The 18,237-nt window shown below is 66.9% G+C and carries 7 protein-coding genes; 2 read left to right on the top strand and 5 right to left on the bottom strand.

All coding sequences use genetic code 11. The features are described from left to right. The first annotated feature begins 200 nt into the window (after positions 1-200). Positions 201-11,219 carry a type I polyketide synthase gene (locus RMCB_RS34690; RefSeq protein ID WP_062832373.1) on the top strand — a complete coding sequence of 3,673 codons (11,019 nt, stop codon included), beginning with the start codon at positions 201-203 and terminating at the stop codon, positions 11,217-11,219. A gap of 123 nt (positions 11,220-11,342) precedes the next feature. On the opposite strand, the gene RMCB_RS34685 is transcribed toward RMCB_RS34690, so the two are convergent. Then, positions 11,343-12,422 carry an NAD(P)H-dependent amine dehydrogenase family protein gene (locus RMCB_RS34685; RefSeq protein ID WP_062832372.1) on the bottom strand — a complete coding sequence of 360 codons (1,080 nt, stop codon included), beginning with the start codon at positions 12,420-12,422 and terminating at the stop codon, positions 11,343-11,345. A gap of 237 nt (positions 12,423-12,659) precedes the next feature. Between RMCB_RS34685 and RMCB_RS34680 the strand changes: the two genes are divergently transcribed. Further along, complete coding sequence (locus tag RMCB_RS34680; protein ID WP_062832371.1) at positions 12,660-14,495, top strand: acyl-CoA dehydrogenase; 1,836 nt, start codon at positions 12,660-12,662, stop codon at positions 14,493-14,495. Between the two features lie 87 nt (positions 14,496-14,582). Here RMCB_RS34680 and RMCB_RS34675 read toward each other — a convergent pair whose 3' ends face one another. From RMCB_RS34675 to RMCB_RS34660, 4 genes are read right to left on the bottom strand one after another with little or no spacing between them, the layout of a single operon-like run. Then, positions 14,583-15,335 carry an ABC transporter ATP-binding protein gene (locus tag RMCB_RS34675; protein ID WP_072278611.1) on the bottom strand — a complete coding sequence of 251 codons (753 nt, stop codon included), beginning with the start codon at positions 15,333-15,335 and terminating at the stop codon, positions 14,583-14,585. A gap of 22 nt (positions 15,336-15,357) precedes the next feature. After that, on the bottom strand, positions 15,358-16,386 hold the full coding sequence (locus RMCB_RS34670) for an ABC transporter ATP-binding protein (RefSeq protein WP_084388696.1): 1,029 nt from the start codon (positions 16,384-16,386) through the stop codon (positions 15,358-15,360). Next, entirely contained in the window at positions 16,383-17,264 is an 882-nt protein-coding gene (locus RMCB_RS34665; protein WP_062832368.1) for an ABC transporter permease, read from the bottom strand. The genes RMCB_RS34670 and RMCB_RS34665 overlap by 4 nt, the downstream gene beginning before the upstream one ends. Beyond that, positions 17,261-18,190 (bottom strand): ABC transporter permease, encoded by a 930-nt coding sequence (locus RMCB_RS34660; RefSeq protein WP_029371619.1) that lies wholly within the window; start codon positions 18,188-18,190, stop codon positions 17,261-17,263. Before RMCB_RS34660 ends, RMCB_RS34665 begins: the two co-directional genes overlap by 4 nt. Between the last annotated feature and the right edge of the window lie 47 nt (positions 18,191-18,237).

The following is an 18,237-nucleotide window of genomic DNA, read 5'->3' as shown; positions in this document are numbered from 1 at the left end:
TTGCGGGGCCACCATGCCCCGTCGCGGCAACAACATACCCTCGGTTCTACCGGAGGCGTCCAGCACAGGTTCCTGTCAGGACAGCGAACCAAGCACGCCCAAGGTACGCACGCATATAGTGTGCGTCGAGTTGATCTTCAGGCGCTATGGGGGAGCGCGCGGAGTGTCATTCTGACCGCCGATGCAAGGAGGACAACGGCATGGAATCCGTCGAGCGTCCGATCGAACCGCACTCCCGTTTCGCCGTTGTCGGCTACGCGGCGCGCTTCCCGGGGGCACCTGATGCCGAGGCGTTCTGGGACGTGTTGCGCGACGGCCGTGACGCAGTGTCGGAAGTGCCCAAGGACCGCTGGGACGTCGACGAATTCTTCGATCCGGACCCGAGTACGCCCGGCAAGGTGGTGACCCGCCGGGCCGGTTTCGTCGACGACGTCACCGGGTTCGACGCGCCGTTCTTCGGCATGTCGACGCGCGAGGTCAGGTTGATGGACCCGCAGCATCGACTCCTGCTCGAGACGGCGTGGCGGGCGATCGAACATGCCGGCATCGCGCCCACATCTCTTGCCGAAAGCAACACCGGGGTGTTCGTCGGTCTGGCGACGCACGACTACCTGGGCATGGCATCCGACGAGTTGACGTACCCCGAGATCGAGGCCTACATGGCCATCGGCACGTCGAACGCGGCGGCCGCCGGGCGGATCAGCTACCGGTTGGGCCTGCAGGGCCCCTCGGTCGCCGTCGACACGGCGTGCAGCTCGTCGTTGGTGGCGATCCATCAGGCCTGCCAGGCGCTGCGTCTGGGCGAGTGCGACCTGGCCCTGGCCGGTGGCGCGAACGTCCTGCTCACGCCCGCCACGATGATCACGTTCTCCAGTGCACACATGCTCGCGCCCGACGGTCGGTGCAAGACCTTCGACGCGGCGGCCGACGGCTATGTGCGCGGCGAGGGCTGCGGCGTCATCGTCATCAAGCGTCTCGAGGACGCGATCCGCGACGGTGACCGCATCCGGGCCGTGATCCGCGGTAGCGCCATCAACCAGGACGGCGCGTCGGGCGGGCTGACGGTGCCCAACGGTGTCGCACAGCAGCGCGTGATCTCCGACGCGTTGAAACGGGCGAACCTCGAACCCCGCGACGTCGGATACCTGGAAGCCCACGGCACCGGGACATCGCTGGGCGATCCGATCGAAGCCCAGGCCGCCGGTGCCGTGCTCGGCGCCGGGCGCGATCCTGACGCACCGCTGCTGATCGGCTCGGCGAAGACCAACATCGGGCACCTGGAGGCCGCCGCGGGAATCGCCGGCGTCATCAAGGTCATCCTGTCGCTGGAGCACGCGACACTGCCCAAACATCTCCACTTCGAGAACCCGTCACCGCACATCCCGTGGGACCGGTTGGCAGTCGAGGTGGTCAAAGAGACCATGCCGTGGGAGCGCAACGGCAAGCCCCGCGTCGCAGGGGTCAGCTCGTTCGGCTTCGCAGGCACCAACGCCCACGTCATCCTCGAAGAAGCTCCCGAACAAGTCTGGCCGGCACCGGCCGAGCAGCCCGCGACCGGGCGCTTCAGCATCCTTCCGCTCTCGGCGCGAACCCCGGCGGCGCTGGTGCAGCTCGCCGACCAATACCGCACCTGGTGGAGCGCCCACCCCGAAGCCACGCTGGCCGACGTCTGCTTCACCGCCGGCGTGGGCCGAGCGCATCTGGAACACCGCGCCGCGTTGGTGGTCAATTCGAAGGACGCCGCCCTCGAGCTGCTCGGCGCCCTCGCCGACGACCGCCCGGCCCCGGGTTTGGTCCGCGGGGAATCCCACGAAGCGCCGAAAACGGCGTGGCTGTTCACCGGCCAGGGCAGCCAGTACCCGGGGATGGCCCGCGAATTGTTCGACACCGAGCCGGTTTTCGCCGAAACGCTGAACCGCTGCGCGGAGGCGATCGCCGACGTTCTCGAAAAGCCTTTGCTGGACGTGATATTCGACCTCGATGGTCCAGACGCCGCCGATGAGCGCTTGCGCGAGACGTCCTACGCGCAGCCCGCCCTGTTCGCTGTGGAGATGGGGCTGGCTCGGCTGTGGCAGTCGTGGGGCTTCGAGCCCGACGTGGTGCTGGGCCACAGCGTCGGCCAGTACTCGGCGGCCTGTGTGGCCGGCGTGTTCAGCCTGGAGGACGGCGCGAAGCTGATGGCCGAACGGGGTCGCCTGTTCGGCAGCCTGCCCACGGGTGGCCGGATGGTGGCGGTCTTCACAGCGGCCGAGCGGGTCGAGAGCCTCACCGACGAATTCCCGACGCTGTCGGTCGCCGCCTATAACGGCACCAACACCGTATTGTCCGGTCCTGCAGGCGAACTGGAGCAGGCGGTCGCGCGGTTGACGGCAGACGGCATCCGGTGCGACTGGCTGGAAACCAGCCACGCATTCCACTCGGCACTGCTCGACCCGATTCTCGATGAGTTCGAGGCGTGCGCGAACCGGTTCACGTACAAAGCGCCGCAACGGATTCTGATCGACAACCGCACCGGCGCCGCACTCGGCCGCAGCGTCAAGCTCGATGGCGCGTATTGGCGTCGCCACGCGCGGCAGCCGGTGGAGTTCGCCAAGAGCGTGCGCACTCTCGCCGACATGAACTGCAAGGTGTTGCTCGAGATCGGCCCCCGGCCCGTGCTCACCGCCACCGCGCTGGGGGCCTGGCCGGATCCGGCCACCGCACCGCGGGTGATCGCCTCGCTGCGGCCCAACACCGCCGACCACCGGCAGATCACCGAAGCGGTCGCCGACGCATACGTTTTGGGTCACCTGCCCACGTTCGCCGCTTTCCGGTCGCCGGACGCGCGCAAGCTCGACCTGCCCACCTACCCGTTCGAACACCGCCAGTACTGGTACCGCGACAACCGGGATCAGCCCAGCCAGCAACAGCATGTCGCCGCACGCACGCAGGCCGTGCGGCTGCTCGAGGACGGCCGGATCGAGGAGCTCGCGGCCCTACTCGACGGCTCCGGCGGCGACCAGCAGACCTTGAGTGTCCTGGCAAAGCTTGCCGCCCAACACAATCAGCAACGCTCGACCCAATCCATCGCCGACGACCGCTACGAATTCCGCTGGGAGAAGGCGGTTACCCCGCTCTCCGGCGCGGAGGCCGGGACGGGTTCCTGGATTCTGATCGGCGATGAGTCCGACGCGGTCAAACCGCTCGTCGACGCGCTGACCGCGCGCGGTCAGCAGCCTCGCATCCTCGGGTTGCCGGCATCGGATGCCGAGGAGGCACAGCTCGCGGATGCGTTGCGCGCCGCCGCGACTGACGATTCGCCGCTACGCATCGTGCACATCGCCGCCCTCAACACGAGCGGTGCGCCCTCGATGCGGTCACTGCTGCGGATGCAACACCAGGTGCTGGCCGGCACCCGGCGACTCTTCCGCGCCGCGGTCACCGCCGATCTGCGGGCCCCGATCTGGCTGGTCACGCGCGGCGCACAGCACGTCGCCGACGCCGACACCGTGGCGCCGGAGCAGACCGCCCTGTGGGGGTTCGGTCGCGCGGCCGCACTCGAACTGCCCCAGGTGTGGGGCGGGCTGGCCGACCTCTCTACCGGTTCCGCCGACGAATGGGCCGGCTTGCTCAGCCGGATCACCACGGCGTCCGACGCGGCCGTCCGGGAAGACCAGGTCGCACTGCGCGATCAGACCGTCTACGTTCCCCGGCTGGTCCGCAAGGACGACCTGCCGAGCGGAACTCCACTCGAATTGCGCGATGACGCAACCTATCTGGTCACCGGCGGGCTCGGCTCGATCGGGCTGGAGATCGCCGGGTACCTGGCCGCGCACGGCGCCAGGCATCTTGTACTGACCAGCCGGCGTGAGCCCAGCGACACCGCAGCGCAGCGCATCGACGGATTGCGCACCCAGCATGGCTGCGACATTCGCGTCGTCACCGCCGACGTCGCGGACGCGCACGACGTCGCCCGGCTGCTGGCCGGTGTGCGCGCCGAACTACCTGCGCTGGCGGGCATCGTGCACGCCGCAGGCGAGATCGGCACCACGCCGCTCAGCGAGCTGGACGATGCCGAAGTGGACCGCGTGTTCGCCGGCAAGGTCTGGGGCGCATGGCATCTGAGCGAGGCGGTAGCTGACGACAAGCTCGACTTCTTCATCACCACCTCCTCGATAGCCGCGGTGTGGGGCGGATTCGGTCAGACGGCCTACAGCGCGGCCAACGCATTCCTCGACGGCCTGGTCTGGCGTCTTCGCGAGCAGGGCGGCGTCAGCGTCAACTTCGGTCCCTGGGCAGCGGGCATGGCCGACGCGGAGGCCCGCAAACGCCTCGAACAGCGCGGGATCCGGACGCTCTCGCCCGCTGATGCGCTGGCAGGGCTGGCCGATGTGGTCGCGTCGGGTTCCGCGCAAGGCGTTGTGGCACGGGTCGATTGGGCCCGCTTCCTGCCGCTGTACCAGCAGGCCGGCCGCCGGGCATTCCTGGCTGAGTTGGAGCGTGAGGTCCCCACCGAGCTGTCCGCTGCGCCGTCCGGCACGGGCAAGACCCAGCTGGTCGAACGGCTGACAAACGCCCCGGTTCAGCAGCGCAAGAAGTTGCTCACCGACTACCTGCGCGACGCGGTGGCAGAGGTGACGCGCGTGGACGCCTCCGAGATCCGCGAAGACGCCGGATTCTTCGACCTCGGCATGGATTCGCTCATGGCTGTCGAACTGCGCCGCCGCATGGAACAGGGTGTGGGCGCGGAGATCCCGATCACCCTGGTGATGGATTACCCGCGAATCTCCGACGTGGCCGACTACCTGCTCGGCGACGTGCTGGGGCTCAGCGAGCAGGCCAAGCCGGCAGCCAAACCGGCCTCGGTGACGACGAGCACCGACGAGCCGATCGCCATCGTCGCGGTATCGTGCCGTTTCCCCGGCGCTCCCAACCCGGAGGCCTTCTGGGACCTGCTCTCCGGCGGCGTCGACGCCATCCGCGAGATTCCCGAGGACCGCTTCGACATCGACGAGTTCTACGATCCCGATCCGGAAACCGCGGGCAAGACCTACACGCGCTTCGGCGGATTCCTCGACGGCATCGACGGATTCGACCCCGAGTTCTTCGGTATCTCTCCGCGCGAGGCGGTCTGGATCGAGCCGCAGCAGCGGCTGATGCTGGAGACGGTGTGGGAAGGCCTGGAGCGAGCCGGATATTCGCCCGCGGCGTTGCGCGGCAGCCGCACCGGCATCTTCGCGGGCGTGGCCGCCAACGAGTACGCCCATCTGCTGTCCTCGGAGTCGATCGACAAGATCGAGCCGTACTTCATCACCGGCAATGCGCTCAACGCCATCTCCGGTCGCGTCGCCTTCGCGTTGGGCTTCGAAGGCCCGGCCATGGCCGTCGACACCGCATGCAGCTCGGCGTTGGTCGCGATCCATCAGGCCTGCCAGGCCTTGCATTCCGGGGACTGTGACCTGGCGTTGGCCGGCGGGGTCAACGTCCTGCTTTCTCCGGTGACGGTCGTCGCCGCCTCCCGCGCCCGGATGCTCTCCCCCGTCGGACGCTGCAAGACCTTCGACGCGTCCGCGGACGGCTACGTGCGCAGCGAGGGCTGCGGCATTCTCGTGCTCAAGCGACTCAGCGATGCCCAACGTGACGGCGACCGAATCTGTGCCGTCATTCCCAGCAGCGCGGTGAACCAGGACGGCGCGTCCAGTGGTTTGACGGTGCCCAATGGTGGTGCGCAGCAACGGCTCATCGGGACGGCACTCGCCCGCGCGGGGTGGACCGGCGGCGACGTCGACTACCTTGAGGCGCACGGTACGGGCACCCCACTGGGCGATCCTATCGAGGTGCAGGCGGCAGCCGCCGCCTATGGCGCATCGCGGGACGCGGACCGGCCACTGCTGATGGGCTCGGTGAAGACCAACATCGGTCACACCGAATCCGCCTCGGGCGCAGCGGGTCTGATCAAGGTCGTGTTGTCCCTGCAGCACGAGACGCTCCCGCAGAGCCTGCACTTCGAGAATCCGTCCCCACACATCCCATGGGATGCGCTTCCGGTGCGAGTGGTTGACAAGGCAACCCCGTGGCAGACCAACGGCCGGCCGCGGCGCGCCGGGGTGAGCTCGTTCGGGTTCACCGGCACCAACGCGCACGTGCTCATCGAAGAGGCACCCGCTCCGACGGCTCCCGCGAGCGAGGAACCAGCAGGTCCGGAAACCAGCGATCAAGCGGTCAACGTCCTCGCGCTGTCCGCCCGGTCACCGGAAGCCCTGGTGGCACTGGCCCAGCGGTACGGATCGTGGTTGGCCGCGCATCCCGATGCCGATCTGGCCGACGTGTGCCTGACCGCGGGGACGGGTCGCTCGCACTTCGAACACCGCGCCGCCCTGGTCGTGGAATCGGTCGACGACGCCCGCTTGGGCCTGGAGGACCTGGCGGAGAACCGCACCCGGCCCGGTGTGCTCCGTGGCGAGCACACCAACCGTCCGACGACGGCGTGGCTGTTCACCGGGCAGGGCAGCCAGTACCCGGGTATGGCGCGCGAATTGTTCGACGCCGAACCGGTTTTCGCCGAAACCGTGAAACAGTGCGCGGACGCGGTGGCCGACATCCTGCCGCACCCGCTGCTGGACGTCATGTTCGCTACGGACGCCGAAGCCGGAGAACGGTTGCGGCACACCTCGTTTGCCCAGCCTGCGCTGTTCGCCGTCGAGATGGGCTTGGCACGGCTGTGGCAGTCATGGGGCATCGAACCGGACGTCGTGCTGGGTCACAGTGTGGGTCAGTACGCCGCGGCATGTGTGGCGGGAGCGTTCAGCCTCGAAGACGGTGTGCGGCTGATCGCCCACCGCGGTCGGCTGTTCGGCAGTCTGCCCGCAGGTGGGCGCATGGTGGCGGTGTTCACCGACCCCAAGCAGGTCGAACAGATCGCCAATGAATTCCCGCGCGTGTCGGTCGGTGCCTACAACGGGCCCAATACCGTGCTCTCGGGTCCTGGCGAGGATCTGCAACAAGCGGTCAACCGATTCGAAGAGGACGGCATCCGTTGCACGTGGCTGGAGACCAGCCACGCGTTCCACTCGGAATTGTTGGACCCGGTACTCGACGAGTTCGAGTCGTTCGCCGCTCAGGTGAAGTTCTCTGCCCCGACCTTGCCGCTGGTCTGCAACCGCACCGGTGCCGTGATCACGGCCCAGACGCCGCTCGACGCCCAGTACTGGCGGCGGCATTCGCGTCAGCCGGTGCAATTCGCCGAAAGTGTCCGCACCGTAGCGGCGTTGGGCTGCTCGGTGCTGATGGAGATCGGCCCCCAGCCGGTGCTGACCGGGGCCGCGGTGCAGGTATGGCCGGAGCACCTGGCCGCGCCGCGGGCGATCGTCTCGCTGCGCAAGGGTGTCCCCGACCGCCGGCAGATCGCCGACGCGCTGGCCGCGGCCTACGTCGGAGGCCATCGGCCGAATTTCGCGGCGCTGCATTCCGCGCGTCCCCGGCGCCGGCTGGAACTGCCCACCTATCCGTTCCAGCACCGCCGGTTCTGGCCCAAGTCCGCAGCGATCGCCGTGGAAGGCGGCGGCGGGTCGGTGGGGTCCGGAATCCTGGGCAGCGCAAAGGATCTCGCGTCCGGCGATTCGGTGTACACCAGCAGGATCTCGGTCAAATCCCAGCCGTGGCTTGCCGATCACGTCATCTACGGCACCGTCGTCGTGCCCGGCGCGACGTATGCGGCGATGGCGCTGGCCGCGGTCGGCACGCCTGCGTACGCGAAGGACGTCTTCTTCTACGAGCCGATCATCCTGCCCGAGAAGAGTTCCCGCGAAGTGCAGCTGACGTTGCACCCGGCCGGCGGCGGCAATGAGTGGACGTTCCAGGTGCACAGCCGTCCGTACGGCGTCAGCGATGCCGACTGGTCGCTGAACGCCGAAGGCACCGTGGTCAGCGGCGTCTCCGAGAGCACCGACGAACCGGCGGCCGACGAGGATCCGGTCGACGAAGTGATCGAGCGCATGAACCGGCTGCGGCCCCAGGAGCTGTTCGAAACCTTCGCCGACCTCGAACTGATGTGGGGCCCGAACTGGTCGGGTTCACTCAAGTCGCTGTGGCTCGGTGAAGGTGAGGCGATCGGCGACATCCTCGTCGGTGAGGAGCTCGCCGAACAGCTCGGCACCGAACCGATGCACCCGGTGCTGATGGATCTGTGCACCGGCGTCGCATTCCCCGCGTTCCCGGCGCTTCTCGCGGCCGAACAAGGCGTGAACGACCTCTTCCTTCCCCTGCGGTACGGGCAGGTGACGCTGAAGGAGAAGATGCCGCGGCGGTTCTACTGCCGTGCGCGGTGGCACGAGAGCGCCCTCGACGCCGAGACCCAGGTGTTCGATCTCGAGTACCTCGATCGGGATGGCCGTCACCTCGGCGGGATTCGTGAGTTCACCGTCAAGCGGGCACCTCGCGAGGCGCTGCTGCGAGGCCTCGGTGGTGACGCGACGCGGCTGCTCTACACGCTCGGCTGGCACGAGGTGCCCCTGCCGCCGTCCGACGATGAGGCCCCCAAGCTCAGCGGCACCTGGCTGATCGCCGGATTCGACGAACTGGCCGCCAAGCTGCCGGGCTGCATCCCGTTGGACCGCAACACCAATCCCGAACTCTTGGGTGAGGTGCTGGCGCAGGCACACGAACGCGGCATGGGGTTCTCCGGAGTCGTCTGGCGCAGCAGCGCTGCGGGCGCAGGTGAGTCGACCACCGAGGCGCAGGCGCGGCTCGAAAACGAGATCGCCAATCTGCTCAGCGCCGTGCACACCGTGCAGGGCGGTCAGGTCAGACTGCCCGGCGGTCTGTGGATCGTCACCGAGCGGGCCGTGGCCACCGAGTCCGGTGAACCTGTCGACCCGGTTCAGGCCGCGCTGTGGGGTTTCGGGCGCACCACCATCAACGAGGAACCGGCGCTGCACGCCAAGCTCGTGGATTCCGACGGCTCCGGCGAGGCGGTACAGGCGCTGGCCAAGCTGTTGTCCGGGCCCGTCGACGAGCCGGAACTGGCTGTGCGCCAAGGCAAACTGCTGGCGTCCCGGCTGTTGCCGTGGGCACGCAGCGGTCATCTCACGGTGCCGCGCGGTGGGGATTACGTGCTGGCGCCCACCGAACGTGGTGCGATCGACAACCTGCGGATCACCGAGAAAGAGGTGCCGGCACCCGACGAGGGTTACGTGCAGGTCCGGGTGGAGGCCGCCGGTCTCAACTTCCGGGATGTGCTCAACGTGCTGGGCCTGTACCCGGGCGATCCTGGACCGATCGGCGGTGACTTCGCCGGCGTCGTCACGCAATTGGGCGACGGCGTCACCGGAGTAGCGGTGGGCCAACGTGTCTACGGCTCCATGCAGGGCGCCTTCTCCAGCCGCTTCAACGTGCCCGCCCAGTTCCTGGCGCCGATCCCCGACGGGGTCAGCGCGGTGCAGGCCGCGACGATTCCCGCCGCGGCGCTGACGGTCCGGCTCGCGTTCGACTGGGCGCAGCTCAAGCCCGGCGACAAGGTGCTGATCCACGCGGCCAGCGGCGGCGTCGGGTTGGCGGCAATCCAGATGGCCCAGCAGTGCGGGGCCGAGGTGTTCGCCACGGCCAGCACGTTCAAGCGCGCGACGCTGCGGAAGCTGGGTGTCAAGCACGTCTACGATTCCCGCACAACGGATTTCGCCGATCAGATCCTGGCGGATACCGACGGTGAGGGCGTGGACGTGGTGCTCAACTCCCTGACCAGCGAAGGGTTCATCGAGGCGACACTCAAGGCCACGGCCAAGGGCGGCCGTTTCGCCGAGATCGCCAAGCGCGACATCTGGTCGCATGAGCAGATGGCAGAGGCCCGTCCCGACATCGCCTACGAAATCGTGGCGCTGGACACCGTGATGTTCACCGAACCGGACCGCATCCGCGATCTGCTCGTTGAAATTTCGGACGGACTGGTCCCAGCTGACGGCTCCTCGCACAAGCGCTCGTCGGCGGCCCAGTGGAAACCGCTGCCCGCCGAGGTCTACCCGTTGACCGAGGCGCGGGCCGCGTTCCGACGCATGCAGCAGGCTCGGCACATCGGCAAGATCGTGGTGCAGATACCGAATCCCTTGCAGCCGAAGCCGGATCGCAGCTACCTGATCACCGGCGGACTCGGTGCGATCGGTCTGCACACGGCCGCCTACCTGGCCCAGCTGGGCGCCGGTGACATCGTGTTGACCAGCAGGCGTGCGCCCGATGCGGACGCGCAACGCGCGATCGAGGAGATCACCGAGCGCTACAAGACCCGCATCCACGTCTTCGCGGCCGATGTCGGCGATGAAGCCGAGGTGACGACGCTCTTGGAGAAGATCCGTGCGGAGCTGCCACCGCTGGCCGGGGTGGCGCATCTGGCGGGTGTGCTCGATGATGCGCTGCTCGGACAGCAGAGCGTGGAGCGGTTCCGGACCACGTTGGCACCCAAGGCCTTTGGCGCCGGCCACCTGGACCGCTTGACCAAGGACGACGATCTGGACTTCTTCATCGTGTCGTCGTCGGTCTCCAGCCTCTTCGGCTCCCCCGGGCAGTCCAATTACGCGACCGCCAACGCGTTGCTCGACGGCCTGGTGGCGCAGCGTCGAGCCCAGGGGCTGCCGGCCACGGGTATCAACTTCGGTCCGTGGGCCCAAGGTGGCATGGCTTCGTCGGAGGCGGCGACGGCGAATATCAGTGCCCAGGGCCTGATTCCGCTGGAGCCGTCGGCGGCGCTGGCCGCCCTCGCCGAGGTCGTCGCCAACGGCACCGGCCAGGCCACCGTGATCAAGGCCAACTGGCAGCGTGCGGCCAAGGTGCTGGGCAGTCAGCGGCCCCCGATCCTCGATCTGGTGTTGCCGAGCGCCGCCGGTGAAGTCGTCGGCGACAGCGAGGTTCTCAAGCAGCTGCTCGAGATCCCGGTGCCGCAGCGGGCCGGCTTCGTGACCGAATTCCTGCAGAAAGAGGTGCAGAACTTCCTGCGCCTGGCACAGCCGCCCGCGGCGAGCAGCCGGTTCCTGGACCTCGGCACGGACTCGCTCATGGCGATCGAGCTGCGCAACCGATTGCACAGCCAGTTCGGCGGCAAGTTCACGCTCAACGCGACGGCGGTGTTCGACTACCCGACCATCGGCGGGCTCGCCGAGTACCTCGTGAGCCAGCTGCCCGACGCGGAGTCGGCCGACACCCCGGAGCCGGAGGCACCCCAGCCGGAGACACCGGAGCCCGCGGAGGCACCCTAGACACCGGAGGCGCCGCAGTAATCCCCGCGAGCAGACACCGCGGTACCCGACACGCCGGTTTTGGCGTACCGCGATGTCTTCTCGGCAGGGAAAGTGCTCGGCAGAAAAAGTGCTCGGCAGGCGTCAGGCCCAGCGGGCGTTCTCGGCCTCTGCCGGTAGCGCTGAGCGCAGCGGTACGTCGAGCCCGTCGTAGATCCCGGGCTTCTGGGTCGCCAGCCAGGCGATGGCGCCGAGCAGGCGGTTGGCGGCCGTGGTGTTGCCGCCGTCGGCTCGTGTGCCGCCCGGCACGTCGGCGCGCACCACGATGGTCAGCTGGGGATCGCCGTCGATGATCACGCGGTGATCGCCCGCGCCCTCGTCGGGCCGAGGCCAGTCCGGTGCGCAGGACGGGTCGATGCGGGTGACGTGTTCGACGACGACACGTTGGACACCGTCCGCCCATCCGATGACCTGGAGCCGGAACGCGCCCTGGGTGCCCTTCTCGAAACGCCCCATGCCGTTGTCGACGTCGGCATCGAGTGGGCGCCGTTCGAGTTCTTCGGTGATCTCGTCGATCTCCAGGCCCAAACCGCGGCCGATGAGCCGGACGTTGCCGCCCCACACCATGGTGGGAATAGACGGCAGCAGCATCATCGGCACCTCATCCATCGAACCGCCGAAGCCGCACAGTACGCGCACCGAATGCGGCTGGTCATAGGTCGAGTAGTCGAAGATCTCCTGGCAGCGGATGGTCTTGATCCGCGTGCACAGGCCCGCTGCGATCACCGCGAGCGCGTCGTTGCCCCAACCGGGATCCACGCCCGACACCAGCAGCGCGGCGCCCCCTTCCTCGGCGGCCGCGGTCAAACGGTCCACCCACTCCGGCGGCGCCGACCTGGGGTCGTACAACGAGTACAGCGACGGCGTCACCACATGTTTGCCAGCACGCAGGCAGCGCTCGATATCGGTGATCGCCTCCTCGGGCCGGATATCGCCCGAGGCCATGTAGGCCACGGCGTCGCTGGTTTCGAGCGCGGCGTCGACGTCGGTGGTGGCGGCGACTCCGGTCGGCGCGTCGAGCCCGGCGAAGCTCGCGGCGTCGCGACCAGCCTTGTCAGGCGTGGAGGTGACCACGGCCGCCAGTTCCAGACCCGGAAACGCCACTGTCGATCGGATGGCTGTAGACCCCATGTTTCCTGTGCCCCACACTGCGATTCGCTGCATGCGATCACCGTAGACAGTCGTCTCGTGACGAGGTTCACATTCTCACGTAACCGCAGGTCACGGCGCTTTCGCGGCGCATACGTCAAGATCGATCAACCGTTGGGTTGGTTAGACGGCGGAAATTGCTCGCGAAGGCTTTGCGTTGAAGTTACCGAACGGTATAGTTGGGTGCAGTTACTGGTGGGTAACTTAATCCGAGTACCCAACCGCAAGTGGCATTCTCATCGAGGAGGAAATGTGAGCCACTACAAGAGCAATGTCCGTGACCAGGTATTCAACCTGTTCGATGTCTTCGGTTTGGACAAGGCGCTCGGCACGGGCGACTACGCCGATCTGGACGCCGATACCGCCCGCGAGATGCTCAGCGAGATGGCTCGCCTGGCCGAGGGACCGATCGGCGATTCGTTCGCCGACGGCGACCGCAACCCGCCGGTGTTCGACCCCAAGACCCACACGGTGACGCTGCCCGAGTCCTTCAAGAAGTCCGTCCGCGCAGCCATCGACGGCGGCTGGGACAAGGTCGGCCTCTACGAGGAGCTGGGCGGCGTGCCCGCCCCCAAGGCGCTGCTGTGGGCGCTCAATGAGCACATCCTCGGTGCCAACCCCGCCGTGTGGATGTACGCCGGCGGCGCGGCCTTCGCGCAGATCTTCTACGACAACGCGACCGAAGAGCAGAAGAAGTGGGCCGTGCTGGCCTCCGAGCGCGGCTGGGGCGCCACCATGGTGCTCACCGAGCCCGACGCCGGTTCGGACGTGGGTGCCGGACGCACCAAGGCCGTCAAGCAGGACGACGGCTCGTGGCACATCGACGGCGTGAAGCGGTTCATCACCTCCGCCGACTCCGATGACCTGTTCGAGAACATCTTCCACTTGGTGCTGGCCCGCCCTGAGGGCGCCGGACCGGGCACCAAGGGCCTGTCGCTGTTCTTCGTGCCGAAGTTCCTCTTCGACTTCGAGACCGGCGAACTGGGCGAGCGCAACGGGGTCTACGTCACCAACGTCGAGCACAAGATGGGCCTGAAGGTCTCGGCCACCTGTGAGCTGACCTTCGGCCAACACGACAAGCCTGCCAAGGGCTGGCTGGTCGGCGAGGTGCACAACGGCATCGCGCAGATGTTCGACGTCATCGAGCAGGCCCGAATGATGGTGGGCACCAAGGCCATCGCGACCCTCTCGACCGGTTACCTCAACGCCCTCGAGTACGCCAAGGAGCGCGTGCAGGGTGCTGACCTGACCCAGATGATGGACAAGACCGCTCCGCGCGTCACCATCACCCACCACCCCGACGTGCGTCGCAGCCTGATGACCCAGAAGGCCTACGCCGAGGGCATGCGCGCGCTGTACCTGTACACCGCGACCTTCCAGGACAAGGACGTCGCCAAGGCGCTGCACGGCGTCGACGGCGAGCTGGCACACAAGGTCAACGACCTGCTGCTGCCGGTGGTCAAGGGCTTCGGCTCCGAGCAGGCCTACGCCAAGCTGACCGAGAGCCTGCAGACCCTGGGCGGCTCCGGCTTCCTGCAGGACTACCCGATCGAGCAGTACATCCGCGACGCGAAGATCGACTCGCTGTACGAGGGCACCACGGCCATCCAGGCGCAGGACTTCTTCTTCCGCAAGATCGTCCGCGACAAGGGCCAGGCGCTGGCGTTCGTGGCCGGCGAGGTCGAGCAGTTCATCAAGAACGAGTCGGGCAACGGCCGGCTCAAGACCGAGCGCGCGCTGCTGGCCACCGCGCTCGAGGATGTGCAGGGCATGGCCGCCAGCCTGACCGGCTACCTGATGGCCGCGCAGGAGGACGCCAAGAGCATCTACAAGGTCGGCCTCGGCTCGGTCCGCTTCCTGCTGTCGGTTGGTGACCTGCTGCTGGGCTGGCTGCTGCTGCGCCAGGCCGCGGTGGCCATCGAAAAGCTCGACGCAGGCGTGACCGGCGACGAGAAGGCGTACCTCGACGGCAAGATCGCCGCGGCGTCGTTCTTCGCCAAGAACATGCTGCCGCTGCTCACCAGCACCCGCCAGGTTGTCGAGACCCTCGACAACGATGTGATGGAGCTGGAAGAAGCGGCGTTCTAACAGGCCGTACACACGAGAGCGCCCCCGGGGAATTCCCCGGGGGCGCTCTTGTTCATGGCCCAATGTGAGCGCAATGCCGTATCGCGCTCAACTCTCGCAAGCACGTCGTCCACTCAGACCACTGCCCGGTATGGAATCGACCAACAGCGCGGTGTACGGGTGCTCTGGTTGAGTGAAAAGCTTGTCACTTGAGCCCTGTTCGACGATTCGGCCGCGGTACATGACCGCTGCCCGTTCGGTCATGTACCGGACAACAGCCAGGTCGTGGCTGATGAGCAGCAGCGACAAGCCCCGCTCCTCCTGCAACGTGCGCATCAGATTGAGAATCTGTGCTTGCACCGAAACATCAAGGGACGAAGTCGGTTCGTCGGCCACGAGGAGGTCCGGTCCGCATGCCAGGGCCCGGGCGATGCCGACGCGTTGGCATTGCCCACCGCTGAGTCGTGCTGTTCGCGATTGCAACGCTCGAGTCGGCAGCCCCACCTCATCGAGCAGGCGGCGGGCTTGTTCTAGCGCACTGCGGTGTGAACCCTGGTTCCAGCGATGAAACGAGTCCGCAACGACCTCCTCCGCGGTGAGCTTCGGATTGAGCGACCCGTACGGATCCTGAAAGACCATCTGCACCCTTCGCCGCATCGGATCGCGGGCGGGTCGCTTACCCCACTCTCGACCGCAGATACGCATGGAACCCGAGCGGATGGCCACCAGACCCATGATGACTTTCGCCAAAGTCGTTTTTCCACTGCCGCTTTCACCGACCAGTCCTACCGACTCGCCCGCCCCGATGGTCAGAGAAACGCCGTGGAGAGTGAGTTCGTCAGGCCGATATCCGGCGGTCACCTCGGCGACGTCAACGAGTTGTTCAGACATCCATACCCTCCCCGGGAAGGACACAGCGGACATGGTGTCCTGATTCGATCTCGACGATGGCGGGCAGCTCGCGTGTGCATCGATGGGTGGAGAACTGGCATCGGTCGGCGAATCGACAACCTGACGGCCAGGCGCCGACGGCCGGCGGACGCCCGGGCAGCCCTCGCAACCGGAAGTCCGCAGTGTCGGCCATCGACGGGCGGGCCTGCATCAGCGCGGCGGTGTAGGGATGGCGCGAGCGGCCGAAAAGCGTTCCGGCAGACCCGGTTTCCATGGATTGTCCGGCGTACATGACCAGGACGCTGTCGCAGACATCGCTGACGACGCCAAGATCGTGGGTCACCAGTATCAGCGCCATACCAGTCGACTCGCAGAGCCCGGTGAGCAATTCCAGCAATCTACGCTGGACTGTTACATCGAGGGCGGTGGTGGGTTCGTCGGCCACGAGCAGACGCGGTTGGCCGGCGATGCCCAGCGCGATCATGACGCGCTGCCGCATTCCTCCGGACAACTCGTGTGGGTACTTGGCGAGTACGCCTTTGGGATCCGGCATTTGGACCGCGGCCATCAGCTCTTCCGCACGCTGGTGTGCATCGCTCTTTGCGACACCGAAGAGTCGCACAGTCTCGATCAGCTGTTGGCCCACCCGCATGACCGGGTTGAGCGAGTTCAGCGAGCTCTGCGGGATGAAGCCGATCTCACGGCCACGAATCTGCCGCCAGCTCCGATCGTCGAGCGCCAGTAAGTCCTTGTCCCGGTAGCGAAGTTCGCCCGACGCCGTCATCCCCTTGCGCCGCAACGCGCCGAGAACAGCCCGGCACGTGATCGACTTCCCCGACCCTGTCTCGCCGACGATGCCGAGTCGTTCCCCCGGCGCGACGGTGAAACTCACAGAGTCCACGATGGGCAAATTGCCAGCGGTGATCACCAATTCGCGAGCGGACAGCAATACGCCGCTGCCTGCGTCGACGGGAATGTTGGGCATTGGATTCTCCAGAGTGGCCGACGCACGAACGGTCATTTCGCGTCCTCGGAAAGGACACGGGATCCCTGGCCCATCAAGCGAACGGCAATACCGGTCAGCACGATGAAGGTGCCCGGACCCAAACAAACCCACGGCGCGTCGCTGAGCACCGAGCGGCCGTCGTAGATGATGCTGCCCCACTCCGGTGTCGGTGGTTGCACCCCTGCCCCGAGGAATGGCAGGGCAGCGATAACGCCGATGACAAGGACGGCGTCGGACAGCGCGTAGGTCAAAGTAGCGGGCAGGACGTTGGGGTAGATGTGACGGCGTACGACGGTCCACCAACTCAAACCGCTCACCTGAGCGGCCACCAAGAAGTCACGCCGGCGGATGGACAACGTCTCACCACGTGCGATGCGTGCGTACACGCTCCAACTGGTCAAGAACAGTGCCACCAGGATTCCCGGGACGCCCGCCGGCAGGAACCAGAAAGTCGTGGACTGGCCCATCACGACGGCCAGCGCCAGGATGAGGATGTTGAACGGAAATGCGAGGATTGCGTCGACCGTGCGCATCACTACCCGGTCGAGCAGTGACCCGGCCACCAGTCCTGATGCGATCCCGATCAGTGTGCCCACGAACAGAGGCACGGCGACGCCGACGAAAGCCACACCGAGGTCGAGCCTGCCACCGGCCAACGTCCGGATGAAGACGTCACGCCCGAAGGCGTCGGTGCCGAACGGATGCGCCGGGCTGGGGCTTGTCAGCGGCACCCCGACGAAATCCGTGGTCGACGTGGTGATCAGCAGTGGGCCGACGGTGCATACCGCGACGATGACACCCAGCAAGCTGGCCCCGGCAAGGAAGACGTGGTTGACGCGTAGCGAAATACGCGGTATGCGAATGGTTTTGGCGGTCTGCGCCAGGTCTGTCATGAACGTGCCCTTGGATCGACGACGGCGTGTAAGAGGTCTGCGATGAGGTTGCCGACCAGGACGATGAGCGCGGTGATGACAGCGGCGCCTTGAATGGTGGGATAGTCGCGCTGCGAAACCGCGTTGACCAATTGTGTCCCGATGCCGGGGAGGTCGAAGACAGCCTCGATCACGGCCGCTCCCCCGATCAGGGTGCCGATGTTCATGCCGACCACCGAGATGGTGGGCATCAAACTGTTCGGCAGCACGTGGCGGAGCGACACGCGAAGCGCGCTGTGCCCGCGCAGGACAGCGGCTTCGATGAAGTCCTCATTGATCACCTGCCGAGCACTGGTCCAAACGGCGCGATGCACGAGCGCGCCTAGATACGCACTCAGTGCCAGTGCCGGCAGCCAGGCGTACTGAGCGTTGGCAGGCCAACTTCCGGCCCACCCGCCGGCGGGCGCCATGCCCCATCGCACGGCGACGAACAACAGCATGGCAAGCCCGAGCAGGAACGGCGGAGTTGCCAGCGACGCGGTCGACACCACTTCCAGCCCGTTGCGGAGCAGCGCTGACTTCGACAGTGCCGCAACAAGTCCACTGAATGATCCGACAACAACGGAGACCACCACAGTGACCGCGATGACCGAGAGGGTGACCCCCAACGGAGGTAAGAGCAGGCTCTCCACCGACTGTCCCGGATGCGCGACGGACTCGCCGAAATTCCCACGGACGACATCACCGATATATCTCAGGAATTGAGCGAACAGTGGTTGGTCGAGTCCCAGGGACTTGTGCAACGCCGCGACCTTGTCCGGTGAAGCGTGAAATCCCAGAATTGTTCGGGCCGGGTCGCCCGGGACGAGGTGTACCAGCATGAAGCTCAGGATCACGACGATCATGGTCACGATGACCGAGTCGAAGAGCCGTTTACCCACGGCCATCGCGATACTTCTGGCGCGACCGGCGCGCCTGCCCGCTCGGCCTTCGA

It is taken from the genome of Mycolicibacterium brisbanense (assembly GCF_001570425.1).
GTDB lineage: Bacteria > Actinomycetota > Actinomycetes > Mycobacteriales > Mycobacteriaceae > Mycobacterium > Mycobacterium brisbanense.
This window is presented reverse-complemented; position numbering and strand designations above follow the sequence as displayed.

Coding starts and splice junctions, on each gene's coding strand:
- RMCB_RS34690 (WP_062832373.1), top strand. CDS start 201: ATGGAATCCGTCGAGCGTCCGATCGAACCGCACTCCCGTTTCGCCGTT.
- RMCB_RS34685 (WP_062832372.1), bottom strand. CDS start 12,422: ATGCAGCGAATCGCAGTGTGGGGCACAGGAAACATGGGGTCTACAGCC.
- RMCB_RS34670 (WP_084388696.1), bottom strand. CDS start 16,386: ATGACCGTTCGTGCGTCGGCCACTCTGGAGAATCCAATGCCCAACATT.
- RMCB_RS34665 (WP_062832368.1), bottom strand. CDS start 17,264: ATGACAGACCTGGCGCAGACCGCCAAAACCATTCGCATACCGCGTATT.
- RMCB_RS34660 (WP_029371619.1), bottom strand. CDS start 18,190: ATGGCCGTGGGTAAACGGCTCTTCGACTCGGTCATCGTGACCATGATC.